Origin of the sequence: Alistipes shahii WAL 8301 (assembly GCF_025145845.1) — a bacterium.
Lineage (GTDB): Bacteria > Bacteroidota > Bacteroidia > Bacteroidales > Rikenellaceae > Alistipes > Alistipes shahii.
In genome coordinates this window covers 3,437,890-3,451,299 of the sequence record NZ_CP102253.1, presented here as the reverse complement: position 1 = coordinate 3,451,299, position 13,410 = coordinate 3,437,890, and the positions used below count along the sequence as shown (strand labels likewise).

Sequence of the window (13,410 nt, the reverse complement as noted above, 5' to 3'; positions counted from 1 at the left end):
ACGATATGGCATTTCTCAAAGAATTCAAGGAGTTCGCCCTCAAAGGCAACGTAATGGACATGGCCGTCGGCGTGATCATCGGCGGCGCGTTCGGCAAAATCGTATCGTCGCTCGTGAACGACATCCTGATGCCGCCCATCGGCGCGCTGATCGGAAACACCGACTTCTCGCAGCTGCGGCTCGACATCTCGAAAGTCCGCGACGTGACGTCGAACGCCATGCACTCCGTGGGCGACATGGTGACCGGAGGAGGCGATCCCGCGCAGGCTGCCGCAGCGGCAGAACCGATCTACTGGAACTACGGCGCATTCATCCAGCAGTGCGTGGATTTCACGATCCTGGCGCTCTGCGTGTTCCTGATGGTCAAGCTGATGAACCGGCTGATGAAGAAAAAGGAAGAGGCTCCGGCTCCCGCTCCCGAACCGCCCGCACCGACGAAAGAGGAGCTGCTGCTCACCGAAATCCGCGACCTGCTGAAAGAGCAGAAGAAATAAGCGAGAAAATCCCGGAACGAAACAGCCCGGCCTTCATGGCCGGGATATTTTCTTATATTTGTTTTCACCTTACTTGATTAGTTTGCAGAGGCATACAACCAACTAACTATAATTTATGATATGAACATTCCTTCGATTTTCTGGATCGTGCCTGCCGCGTCCGTCGTCGCCCTGTCCTTCGCATGGGCGTTTTACCGCCTGATGAAGCGCGAGGACGAGGGTACGCCGCGCATGCGCGAGATCGCCGCGCACGTGCGCAAGGGCGCCATGGCCTACCTGCGCCAGCAGTACAAGGTCGTCGGCATCGTCTTCGCGGTGCTGGCGTTGTTTTTCGCCTGGCTGGCCTACGGCGCCGGGGTGCAGAACGGCTGGGTTCCCTTCGCCTTCATCACCGGCGGCTTTTTCTCGGGGCTTGCGGGCTACTTCGGCATGAAGACCGCGACCTACGCTTCGGCCCGTACGGCCAATGCCGCGCGGCAGTCGCTGGACCGCGGCCTGAAGGTCGCATTCCGCAGCGGTGCGGTGATGGGACTGGTGGTCGTGGGCCTCGGCCTGCTCGACATTTCGTTCTGGTACGTCATTCTGAACCATTTCGTCGAGGTCGCCGGGCCGCAGAAGCTCGTGGTCATCACCACGACGATGCTGACCTTCGGCATGGGCGCCTCGACGCAGGCTCTGTTCGCGCGTGTCGGCGGCGGCATCTACACCAAGGCGGCCGACGTGGGCGCCGACCTGGTGGGCAAGGTCGAAGCGGGCATCCCCGAGGACGATCCGCGCAATCCCGCGACCATCGCCGACAACGTGGGCGACAACGTGGGCGACGTGGCCGGCATGGGCGCCGACCTTTACGAGAGCTACTGCGGTTCGATCCTCGCCACGGCGGCGCTGGGCGCTGCGGCCTTCTCCTCGGCCGGTTCCGAGGCGTTGCAGATCAAGGCCGTGATGGCCCCGATGCTGATCGCCGCGGTGGGCATCCTGCTCTCGATCCTCGGCATCTTCCTCGTGCGCACGAAGGAGGGGGCCACGATGCGCGAACTGCTCCGTTCGCTGGGCGTGGGCGTCAATTTCAGCTCGCTGCTGATCGCCGCCGCCACGTTCGGCATCCTCTGCCTGCTGGGCGTCGAGAACTGGGTCGGACTCTCGTTCTCGGTCATCACGGGCCTCGTGGCGGGCATCGTCATCGGGCAGGCCACGGAATACTTCACCTCCCATTCTTATAAACCGACGCAGAAGATCGCCGGGAGCGCCCAGACAGGCCCTGCGACGGTCATCATCGCCGGCATCGGCTCGGGAATGATCTCCACGGCCATCCCCGTCGTGACGATCGGCGTGGCGATCATCCTTGCCTACCTCTGCGCCATCGGCTTCGACATCGAGAATATGATGGCTCCGCAGAATATGTCGATGGGTCTCTACGGCATCGGCATCGCGGCCGTGGGCATGCTCTCGACGCTGGGCATCACGCTGGCCACGGACGCCTACGGCCCTATCGCCGACAATGCGGGCGGCAATGCCGAGATGAGCGGCCTCGGCCCCGAGGTCCGCAAACGCACCGACGCGCTCGACGCGCTGGGCAACACCACGGCCGCCACGGGCAAGGGCTTCGCCATCGGATCGGCGGCCCTGACGGCCCTCGCGCTGCTGGCCTCCTATATCGAGGAGATCCGCATCGGTCTGATCCACAACGGGGTGACGATGCTCGAAATGTCCGACGGGACGATGCGCTTCGTGCAGGACGCCTCGATTCTCGATTTCATGGAATATTACCGCGTGTCGCTGATGAACCCCACGGTGCTGATCGGCGTCTTCATCGGCGCGATGATGTCGTTCCTCTTCTGCGGGCTGACGATGAACGCCGTGGGCCGCGCCGCGCAGAGCATGGTCGAGGAGGTGCGCCGCCAGTTCCGCGAGATCAAGGGCATCCTCACGGGCGAGGGAACGCCCGACTACGCGCGCTGCGTCGCCATTTCGACCCGCGGTGCGCAGCGTGAGATGCTGTTTCCGAGCCTGCTGGCCATCGCCGCTCCGGTCGTTGTCGGACTGGTCTTCGGGGTGGCGGGCGTAATGGGCCTTCTGGTCGGCGGATTGAGTTCCGGTTTCGTGCTGGCGGTCTTCATGGCCAATGCCGGGGGCGCCTGGGACAATGCCAAGAAGATGGTCGAGGAGGGGCACTTCGGCGGCAAGGGTTCCGACTGCCACCGGGCCACGGTCGTGGGCGATACGGTCGGCGATCCCTTCAAGGATACGTCGGGTCCGTCGCTCAACATTCTCATCAAACTGATGTCGATGGTCGCGATCGTGATGGCGGGGCTTACGGTCGCCTTCCATTTATTCTGATTTTATAGGGCATCTTCGCACTTGCGCTCGCAGGGCACGAATGGGACGTATTCCGATACTACCCATCCGTGCCCCGCTTCGTTTAAGCACAAATCTGCGTCTCCAAAATCGAATAAAGTCTTTTGTCCTTTTATTTTTTCGACGTTCCGCTTTCGAGGATCGAGACGATGGAGTAGAGCGTGAAACAGATGGCGCCGAATCCCGACAGCACACGCGCCGGGACGAAGAATTTGGCCTGGAATGCGGCCTCCTCGTAGAGGAACGCCGCGAGGAACAGGCATGCCAGCGCCGTCAGCACGGGGATGATCGGAATGCGGTTGGCCAGCGGGAAGTCGGCGTGCCAGATTTTCGCCAGCAGAATCACCTTGCTCGAAATGCTCCAGCAGATCAGCGCCAGACCGATCAGCACGAATCCCACGAAGTTGATCGGATGATCCCAATAGGCGAAAATCAGGATCAGCCCCAGCACGAATGCCAGCGAACCCATCGTCAGCACGAGTCCCGTCCATTTGCCTTTCTCGGCCATCGTGTAGCTGCCGCGGGCCTGGCGGGCTATGCTGGCGACCAGCGCGATGAGCGACGTGCAGACGCAGGCGATTCCGAACATCACGCTCCCGGCGACGATGTGTGCCGGAAGCGTTCCGCGCACATAGAGCAGGATGCACCAGACCCAGGCGATGGCGGCGATTGCCGAGACGATGAAGATCAGCAGCGACGACTCGGCGCGGGTGAATCCGGCCGGGTTGACCGAGAAGGAGTCGTCGGCGGAGTTTTTGGGAATCAGGCTGAAGCGTGTCGACGAGGTCGCCGCCGTGGCCACGCAGGCCGTGATCAGCCCCAGTCCGCAGACGACGTGTCCGGTGACCAGCGCGCCGGGCCAGTGCGAGGCGATGATGAATGCGCCGCTAATGAGCGTCAGCATGGCGAACGTGTAGCCGATCGCCGGGAAGAGGTACTTCGCCGCCGCCGTGTAGGTCCCGATGATCTGGCGGATGATCGTTGCGGCGGTGCAGTAGAGCGCGATGCAGATGGACCCGAGGTAGAAGACGACGGGACCTGCCGTCAGACGAGCCGCGTCGGTTCCGGCCGCGAAAATATAGGCTCCGTAAGCGAAGCAGAAGGCGGCCATTGCGAGCGGAATGGCGCGGAAAAGGATGCTTATACCGTGATTCATAGGCTTGATTGTTTTCCGGACACCCTGCAAATCCCGCACCAACAAAATTTTTCGTATCTTTGGGGGCGTAACGATCCTTTTACCAGTCGGAAGGTTTTACGGAGTTGTGCGCGATTTTGTGTTGCGCCCCATTCGACTTTTTAGTATCTTTGTCCCTATGAAAAACATCGTTTTTGACCTTGGCGGAGTCCTTTTCGCCCGTGATAAAAGCAAGTGCACCCCCGAACTGCTCGAATTTTTCAGTTTTCTCCGCGCCCCGCGCATGCCGCTCTTCTGGGAGGAGTACGACCGCGGCACGTCGACGCTCGAAGAGGTGACCGCCACCATCAGCGGGATGACCGGCCGCCCCGTGGAGACCTGCGCCGCCGTCCTTCGGCTGGCCGTCGACCTGCAGGAACCCGTGAAGCCGACCGAACGGCTCGTCGGCGACCTGAAAGCGGCGGGCTATCGGCTCTACGTGCTTTCGAACATGTCGCGCGAGTTCATCGACTTCCTGCGCCGCTTCCCCGTCTACGGGCTTTTCGACGGCGAGGTGGTCTCCTGCGAGGAGCACACCGTGAAACCCGAGCCGCGCATCTACGAGATTCTGCTCGAACGCTATGGCCTGACCCCTTCCGAGACGCTTTTCATCGACGACCGGGAGATGAACATCGAGGCGGCCGCCGCTCTGGGCATTCACGGCTTCGTCTTCGATCACCGCGATCCCGACGCGGCGTGCGACGCCCTGCGCCGGCGGTTGTTGCAATCGGACTGCATATAAACAAAAGAAAGAGACCGGCGCAAACCGGTCTCTTCCTTTTTGAGCCTCTTCCGGGAGATCAGTTGAAGGTGTAGCGGATGCTGAACATCGCCGACCAGGTCGAAATCGTGCCGGCGTACTTCGACCATGTGGGTTCGTTGAACGTGTAGGCGCCGTTCTCGTATTTCAGGATGTTGGTCGTGCTGATCCGTTTGACGTTGCCCCAGTCGCGGTTGAGCATGTTGGCGATGTTGTTGACATCGAGTCCCAGCGAAATCGTGTTGCGCCGGCCTTTGACGTTGACGTAGAAGTCCTGCGAGAAGCGGAAGTTCAGCATGTGCTGCCAGGGCATCACGGCGCCGCCGCGCTTCGAGTATTCGCCGGTGTGCTTCGAGAGATAGTCGTCGTTCCGGATGAATTTCCAGTACTCCTCCCTGTTCTCGTCCGACGTGAACGGCATGCCGTCGAGTTCCTCGCGGGTCGGAATGTAGATCAGGTTCACCGCGCCGCGGTCATTCGTCACGGGGTTCTGGTACTTGCCGCTCTGCACGTACATCGTGTAGGAGTAGCGCGAATAGGAGTACGAACCGATATATCCCTGGCGGAACGCCTCGTAGTAAAGCCCGAAGTTCGACGCGCCGCTCTTGTGCGCGAGGCGGTAGCCGACGTTGAGCAGGATGCGGTGGGGCGACACGTAGGATGCGTAACCCAGTTCGGGCACGTTCGAACCGTTCTTGTTGAACGTGTTGGTGCTGAATGCCGAGGTCACCTGATCGCCGATGCCGTCGATCACGTTCTTGGCGCTCGAATAGGTGTAGGCCGCCGTCAGCGAGAGACCGAAGCCCCAGGTTTTCGACACCTGCGCCGAGACCGAAGCGTAGTAGCCGTCCACGTCGTCGGTGTTGTTGATCAGGTAGGGATTGACGGTCTCGCCGTCCTTATTCCTGATATTGCCGCTTTCCCAATAGGTGCGCGCCTCGGGTTCGCCCGGGAGCCGGATGCCGCCCTCTTTCTCGACCATGCCGAGTTTGGTGACGGTCACCGAGTTGAAGTCCTTGTTGTAGATCCCCTCGATATTGAGGTTGACGTCGCCCGGAAGTTTCAGGTCCAGCGCCAGCGAGCTTTTCCACGTCGAAGGCATTTTGAGGTTCTTGTCCAGAATGGTCGGCTGCGTGTTGGCCGCCAGGTCATGTCCCTTGTAGGTTCCCTTGTACACGTCTTCCAGCATGTCTTTGACATTGGTGTGGAATTTGGGCATGTTGTCGCCCTTTTCGTTTCTGTAAAGCGTGAGTCCGTTCTGGATGGTGTTGCTGTTTCCGGCCACCGATACGAGCCATACGAACGGCAGGCGGCCGTTGAACACGCCCGTACCTCCGCGGAGGATATACTTGCGCTCGCCGGTCATGTCCCAGTTGAAGCCCACGCGGGGGGCCACCGACAGACGCGCCTTGGGCATATCCGAGGTCTTGTAGCCGCCGTGGTCGGCGAAGATCTCCGTAAAGTCCTTATTTTCGTTGCCCGAGATCGACGGATAGACCGGAACCTCGAAACGCACTCCGACCGTCGCCTTGAAACGTTCGCTCACGTTGATCTCGTCCTGCAGGTAGACCGAGTACTGCATGTGGGAGAACTGGGGGAACGCCTGCGACAATGCGTCGTTGTTGCCGTGTGCGATGCGGAACGCCAGCGGGGCCTTGTCGTTCTTGAAGTCGTCCCAGCTTTCGTAGACGTAGTATCCCGCGCCGCCCTGCAAGTAGCCGTTCGTGGTCAGGTTGTGCTCGAACTGCAAACCGGCCACCAGCCGGTGCTTGCCCAGCGTGTAGCCGATCTCGTCGGTTAGGATGTGCGTCGACACTTCGCGCAGGTTGCCTTCGGTGAAGGGATCGAGTCCGAACGAGGCGTACAGGGCGCTCGCGCCGTTCTCGGCAGGCTCCAGAATGTCCACCGTCGGGAAGATGCCGCCGTCGTAGCTGCGCGGCTCGTACTGGTGCGAATAGGTGTAGCGAAGCGTGTTCGTCAGGCGGCTGTCCATGAAGCGGGAGTTGAGTTCGGCGGCCACCGACGTGAAGTTCTGCTCCTGATAGTAGCGCGAATTTCCGAAATACATGGCGTAGACCGAGGTGCGGCCGTAAACGTCCTTGTCGTACACTTTGCCGGCGTTGAGCGGCGAAATGGACGACGACGGGGCCGACGAATACTTGTTCTGCGTCCGGCTGAACCGCACGTTCAGCGCGTGGTTGCGGTTGATGTTCCAGTCCACGCGTGCCATGAGCTTGTAGCCGGGCGTCTTCACCGAATAGTTCTGGTAGGCGCCGGGGTTGTAGCCGTAGTTGTCGATCAGGAACCGGCTCATCTCGTCGAGTTTCGCGGTCGTCGGGCGGTTGTATTGCAGGGCTTTGCCGAAATCCTGGCTTTCGCTCGTGCGGGCCAGCCGGGAGTTGCCCGGCGTGGTGTTCCACTCGCGCTCGAAGTTGGCGAACACGAAGAGCTTGTTCCTGACGATCGGGGCGCCGACGCTGAATCCGAGCGTGTTGTTCCGCATCTCGCTCAGCGACAGTTTGCCGCCGTCGTACTTGTCGCCCTGGAGCTGGTCGCTCTTGGAGTAGAGGTAGGCCGAGACCTTCAGGTCGTTGGTTCCCGACTTGGTGACGGCGTTGATCGCTCCGCCCGTGAATCCGCTCTGGCGCACGTCGAAGGGGGTTATCGACACCGACACCTGCTCCAGCGCGTCGAGCGAAATGGGCGAACCGCCTGCGGGCAGGTTGCCGCCGATGCCGAACATGTTGTTGAACGCCGCGCCGTCGACCGTCACGTACGACTGGCGGTAGTTGCCGCCGCCGATGGCCAGTCCCGAGGTGGTCGACGAGGCCTGCGGCGTGAGGCGCATGATGTCGTTCATGCTGCGGTTGACCGTAGGCATCAGTTCGATCTGCTCGTTGGAGATGCTGGTGACCGCCCCTGCGCGGTTGACGTTCATCGAACTGTTCTTGCCGTCGGCCGTGATGACCACGGCTTCGAGCTGCTGGCTGTCCTTGAGGAAAGCGTCGCGCTTGAGGGTCTGGCCCAGCGACAGCATCAGTCCCGGGAATTCGACGCTCTGGCAGCCCACGAACGAGAAGGTCACCGTGTAGGGACCTCCCGTGCGCAGTCCTTGCAGGTTGTAGCCGCCGTTCTTGTCGCTCACGGCGCCGTACTGCGTGCCCGAAGGGGTGTGCACGGCGATGACCGTGGCGCCGGCGAGCGGCTGTCCGTCGGCGTCGGTCACCGTGCCGTTCATTCCCGAAGTCGTCACCTGCGCATCGGCTGCGCAAAATGCGAAGACCGAGAGCATGAGAAGGAAAAATTTCTTCATAAACGTTGGTTTTTGTGAATAAGGGATTTTTTTGGGTTTCGTTGTAGATGGATCGTTTGTTTCCTTTTTCGCGGCGTTTCGGTTTCCGGATTCGGCCGTTTTGAGAAAACGGCGAGAGACATTCCTGTTGCAGGAACATCCCTCGTCAGTCGTATGTGTGTCCTGAAAGAGCTTTTCGCCAATCGTGGGAACTCATTTCCGGGGTGTCTGTGCAGACGATTTCGGCCATTCTTTCCATGACGCAAATATATATCAAATATTTGTGAGCCGCAATAGAATAGCGCAAATTTTCAGTCGACGATATTTCAACATTCCGGCCTCCCGGTCCGGAAGCCTGCGGCACGTTCCTTGCGCGGGGCCGGGGTATGCTTTCGGTGCGTGAAAAATACTGGCGTTATTCGCTTTTCGTGCTTATCGCGGGGCTGGGTCTCACGATCTTCGCCGAGCTGACGCCGTTTCTGGGCGGCTTGCTGGGGGCCGTGACGATCTACGTGCTGCTGCGGCGTCAGATGTGGTTCTTGAGCGAACGGCGGCGGTGGCGGCGGAGCCTTGCGGCGTCGCTGCTGCTCGGCGAGGCGATCTTCTTCTTCCTCGTTCCGATCAGCCTGATCGTCTGGATGGTCGTCGACAAAATCCAGGGCGTGGCCCTTGATCCGCAGTCGGTCATCACGCCCGTCCGGCACGTCGCCGGACTCATCCAGCAGAAAACCGGCTACGACCTCTGGTCCGAGAGCAACCTGCAATCGGTGCTGGGCTACCTTCCCAGGGCGGGGCAGTGGCTCGTGGGCGGCATCGTGAATTTCGCCGTCAACCTCGTCGTGCTGCTCTTCGTGCTCTATTTCATGCTGATCGGGGGCCTGCGCATGGAGACTTACTGCCGCGAAATCCTGCCGTTCGACCGCCGCGCGGCGCGCAGCGTGATGCGCGAAATCCACATGATCGTGCGCTCGAACGCCATCGTCATTCCGCTGCTGGCCGTCTCGCAGGGCGTGGTGGCCTATGTCGGTTACCTGGCCTTCGGCGTTCCCGAGCCGCTTTTCTGGGGCGTGCTGACCTGCTTCGCCACGATTCTGCCCATCGTCGGCACGGCCCTCGTGTGGCTTCCGCTGGCGGCCTACATGAGCCTCGACGGCAACTGGGGGCAGGGCGTCGGGCTGGTGATGTACGGCACGCTGGTCGTCACGCAGGTGGACAACCTCGTGCGGATGGTCATGCAGAAGAAGATGGCCGACGTACACCCGCTCATCACCATTTTCGGGGTCTTCATCGGTCTGTCGCTCTTCGGCTTTATGGGCGTCATCTTCGGGCCGCTGATGCTGGCGATGTTTGTCTTCTGCGTCAATGTCTTCAAACGCAGATACCTCGACGGGCTTCCCGACCGGGAACTGTTCCAGCCCGGCGGCAGATCGGGCGGATGATCGTTCTGTTTCCCGTCTTTTTTACGGAAAGAAAGCGGCCGGGGCGTTTTTCCTGAAAATTCCCCGGAAAAAAGTTGCATATTCGTGAGGGTTTATTACCTTTGTTATTCGAATAACAATGGATTCGTGCCAAAGAACCCTTAAATGATATTATAAAATGGCGAGAAATCTCAAAATCAGAGACCTTACGTTGCGTGACGGCCAGCAGTCGTCCTTCGCAACGCGTATGAACCAGGAGCAGATCGACCGCTGCCTGCCGTTCTACAAAGATGCCAATTTCTATGCGATGGAGGTGTGGGGCGGCGCCGTCCCCGACTCGGTGATGCGTTATCTCGACGAGAATCCGTGGACGCGCCTCGAAACCATCCACAAGGCAGTGGGCGATGTCTCGAAACTCACGGCCCTTTCGCGCGGCCGCAACCTGTTCGGCTACTCGCCCTATACGGACGAAATCATCGACGGCTTCTGCCGCAACTCGATCCGGAGCGGTTTGGGCATCATGCGGATCTTCGACGCCCTGAACGACGTCGACAACGTGAAATCGACCGTCAAATACGTCAAGCAGTACGGCGGCATCGCCGACTGTGCGGTTTGCTACACCGTGGACCCGAAATACCCCGAACCGGGTTTCTGGGCCAGGCTGACGGGCAAATCGGCCCCCAAACCGGTCTTCACCGACGCCTATTTCCTCGACAAGGCCCGCCAGATGGCCGCACTGGGCGCCGACATGATCACCATCAAGGACATGTCGGGTCTGATTCCGCCGCGCCGCGTCGCCACGCTGGTGCGCCTGCTGAAGAAGAACCTTTCGGTTCCCGTCGATTTCCATACCCACTGCACGCCGGGCTACGGACTGGCTTCGGTGCTTTCGGCCATCATCGCCGGGGTCGACGTCGTGGACACCAACTGCTGGTACTTCGCCGAAGGCACGGGCGCCCCGGCCATCGAGCTGATCCATGTTTTCTGCAAGAAGCTGGGCATCGAAACGGGCGTGAACATGGAGGCCGTGGCCAAGATCAACACCCAGCTGCGGGACATCCGCAAGGAGCTGAACCAGTCGGTCTTCGGCGTCGAGAAACCCGAGCCGAAGGCGTTCAACCCGGTGACCGACACGCTTCCCGCCGAGATCGACGCCCTGTTCGACCGGGCGATCGCCGCGGCGCAGCACGACGACGAGAACGCCACGATCGACGCCTGCCGCAAGATCGAGGCCTATTTCGGCTTCCCGGCTCCGAACGAACTGGTGCAGAAGGCCGAGATTCCCGGCGGCATGTATTCGAACATGGTGGCCCAGCTCAAGCAGCTCAAGGCCGAGGAGATCCTGCCCCGCGCCATGGAGCTGATCCCTTCGGTGCGCCTGGCCGCGGGTCTGCCGCCGCTGGTGACCCCCACCTCGCAGATCGTGGGTGCGCAGGCCGTCAACTGCGCCCTCGACGAGAAGGCCGGACGTCCGATGTACACCAACAAGTCGTCGCAGTTCGTGGGCCTCGTGAAGGGCGAGTACGGCAAGACGCCGGTGAAGATCGACCCCGAGTTCCGGTTCAAGATCTGCGGCGTGCGCGAGGAGACTCCCTACGACACCTCGAAATACCAGATGCAGCCCAATCCCGAGCTTCCCGAAGCCGGAGGCGTGAAGCTCGCCGCCGATGAAAAGGAGGTGCTGCTGCTGGAGTTGTTCCCGCTGGTCGCCAAGACGTTCCTGACCAATATGAAGGTGAAGGCCTACGAGGCTTCGAAGCCGGCCGAACCTGCCGCCAAGGCCGGGGAGACGCCCGCCGGAGAGACGCAGGCCGTGATCACGGGCAACGTCGTGACGGCTCCGCTGCCGGGCCGCATCATCGAACTCAAAGTGAAGGTCGGCGACGCGGTGAAGGCCGGACAGGAGGTCGCCGTTCTCGAAGCGATGAAGATGGAGAACGCCATCACGAGCGATTTCGCCGGTACGGTCAAGCAGATTCTGGTCCGTCAGGGGCAGACCGTGGCTACCGACGCCGTTCTGATGGAGATCGAATAACACGATCCATTCTTTCCGGACGCCATTCCGTCCGCAGCGCCCGAATGCGTTGCGGACGGAACTTTTTTTCGGTGGCTTTGGTATTGATCTTGGATGCTTCCGCGACGATGCAAACAGTTGAAAATGCCGATATTATGGGAAAGAAAGTAGCCGACCAGCTGGTCGAAACCATTTGCCGGGCGGGTATCCGCCACATCTACGCCGTGACGGGCGACAGCCTGAACGAAGTCAACGACGCCGTACGTCGCGCCGGAACCGTCCGGTGGGTTCACGTGCGCCACGAGGAGAGCGGGGCCTTCGCAGCAGCGGCCGAATCCGAACTCAACGGCATCGCCTGCTGCGCGGGCAGCAGCGGCCCGGGACATGTCCACCTGATCAACGGACTCTACGACGCCCACCGGAGCAATTGCCCGGTGCTGGCCATCGCCTCGACCTGTCCCTCCGACCAGTTCGGCACGGGTTATTTCCAGGAGACCGATCCGATCCGCCTTTTCGACGATTGCAGCGGTTACAACCAGATGGCCGTTACTCCCGCGCAGTTCGCGCGGATGCTTCCGGCGGCTTTGCAGCATGCGATTCACCGGCGTGAGGTTGCCGTAGTGGGACTTCCGGGCGATGTGGCGGCCAGTCCCTGCGCCGAAAGTCCCGGGGCCTCGGGACCTCTGCCGTCGCACGGCATCTACCGTCCGCTCGACGGCGAACTGCGGCAGCTGGCCGAAATGATCGGTTCGGCCGAACGCATCACGGTTTTCTGCGGCATCGGCGCCCGCGAGGCCCACGACGAGGTCGTACGGCTCGCCGCGATGCTCAAGGCTCCCGTGGCATATACTTTCAAGGCGAAGATGGAGGTGCAGTACGACAATCCGTATGAGATCGGCATGACGGGTCTGCTGGGCCTTCCTTCGGCCTACGGAGCCATGCACGAATCGGACCTGCTGCTGTTGCTGGGCACGGATTTCCCCTACGACTGTTTTCTGCCCTCGGAGTGCCGTATCGCGCAGGTGGACATCCGTCCCGAGCGCATCGGCCGCCGCGCCCGGGTCGAACTGGGGCTTGCCGGAGATGTGAAGGAGACCTTGCAGGCCCTGTTCCCGATGCTGCGCGAACGCTCCGATAGGGTGTTCCTCGACCGCCAGCTGAAAATCTACGGCGCCTTGTGCGACGACATGGCCGCTGTGGCCTCGAAGCGGGGAAGTGCGGGCAATATCGCTCCCGAATACGTGGCGACGCTGATCGACACGCTGGCTTCCGACAGCGCGATCTTCACCGTCGATACGGGCATGTGCTGTGTGTGGGGTGCGCGTTACCTGCGCGCCACGGGCCGCCGCCGGATGCTCGGTTCGTTCAACCACGGCTCGATGGCCAATGCCCTTCCCATGGCGATCGGCGCGGCCTTCGCGCGGCCCGGGCAGGAGGTCGTGGCGCTGTGCGGCGACGGGGGACTCTCGATGCTGCTGGGCGACCTGGCGACGATCGTGGAGTATAAGCTCCCGGTGAAGATCGTTGTCTTCGACAACCGTTCGCTGGGGATGGTGAAGCTGGAAATGGAGGTCTCGGGGCTTCCCGACTGGCAGACCGACATGTGCAATCCCGATTTCGAGTCCATTGCCCGGGCCATGGGCATCCGGGGATTCACGGCTGATTCGCCCGACAGCGTGGCGGAGGTGCTGGCCGAGGCCTTCGACACTCCGGGTCCCGTCCTGGTGAATGTCCGGACCGACCCCAATGCGCTGGCGATGCCCCCGAAGGTCGAATTCGGGCAGATGAAGGGCTTTGCGCTGGCGATGACCCGGCTGATTCTTTCAGGCCGCGCCGGCGAGGTCGTCGCCACGGCCACGAGCAATCTGAAACACCTCTGCGAACTGGTCTGACCGGTGCGGCG

8 protein-coding genes are annotated in these 13,410 nt (G+C 61.3%); 6 read left to right on the top strand and 2 right to left on the bottom strand.

The annotated features are described in order from the left end of the window. Window positions 1-5 precede the first annotated feature (5 nt). Both mscL and NQ492_RS14620 read left to right on the top strand, forming a co-directional pair. The gene (gene mscL / locus NQ492_RS14625) at window positions 6-494 is read left to right on the top strand and encodes a large conductance mechanosensitive channel protein MscL (protein WP_015546021.1); all 489 of its coding nucleotides are present in this window, start codon (window positions 6-8) and stop codon (window positions 492-494) included. Between the two features lie 120 nt (window positions 495-614). After that, window positions 615-2,831, top strand: coding sequence for a sodium-translocating pyrophosphatase (locus tag NQ492_RS14620; RefSeq protein ID WP_015546020.1), 2,217 nt, complete (start codon window positions 615-617; stop codon window positions 2,829-2,831). 130 nt (window positions 2,832-2,961) lie between these two features. On the opposite strand, the gene NQ492_RS14615 is transcribed toward NQ492_RS14620, so the two are convergent. Beyond that, on the bottom strand, window positions 2,962-4,005 hold the full coding sequence (locus NQ492_RS14615) for a DUF2776 family protein (protein ID WP_015546019.1): 1,044 nt from the start codon (window positions 4,003-4,005) through the stop codon (window positions 2,962-2,964). Window positions 4,006-4,162: 157 nt separating this feature from the next. Here NQ492_RS14615 and NQ492_RS14610 point away from each other — a divergent pair, with 157 nt between their 5' ends. After that, window positions 4,163-4,765: an HAD family hydrolase gene (locus tag NQ492_RS14610; protein ID WP_015546018.1), complete on the top strand. Its 603-nt coding sequence runs from the start codon at window positions 4,163-4,165 to the stop codon at window positions 4,763-4,765. 58 nt (window positions 4,766-4,823) lie between these two features. Here NQ492_RS14610 and NQ492_RS14605 read toward each other — a convergent pair whose 3' ends face one another. After that, on the bottom strand, window positions 4,824-8,096 hold the full coding sequence (locus tag NQ492_RS14605; protein ID WP_015546017.1) for a TonB-dependent receptor: 3,273 nt from the start codon (window positions 8,094-8,096) through the stop codon (window positions 4,824-4,826). A 365-nt stretch (window positions 8,097-8,461) separates the two neighbouring features. On the opposite strand from NQ492_RS14605, the gene NQ492_RS14600 reads away from it, so the two are divergent. The 3 genes from NQ492_RS14600 (at window position 8,462) to NQ492_RS14590 (ending at window position 13,399) form a co-directional block, all read left to right on the top strand. Beyond that, window positions 8,462-9,514, top strand: a complete 1,053-nt coding sequence (locus tag NQ492_RS14600; protein WP_015546016.1) for an AI-2E family transporter — start codon at window positions 8,462-8,464, stop codon at window positions 9,512-9,514. Window positions 9,515-9,671: 157 nt separating this feature from the next. Next, complete coding sequence (locus tag NQ492_RS14595; protein WP_022062075.1) at window positions 9,672-11,528, top strand: biotin/lipoyl-containing protein; 1,857 nt, start codon at window positions 9,672-9,674, stop codon at window positions 11,526-11,528. Window positions 11,529-11,662: 134 nt separating this feature from the next. Continuing rightward, window positions 11,663-13,399 carry a ubiquinone-dependent pyruvate dehydrogenase gene (locus NQ492_RS14590; protein ID WP_015546014.1) on the top strand — a complete coding sequence of 579 codons (1,737 nt, stop codon included), beginning with the start codon at window positions 11,663-11,665 and terminating at the stop codon, window positions 13,397-13,399. Window positions 13,400-13,410 lie beyond the last annotated feature (11 nt).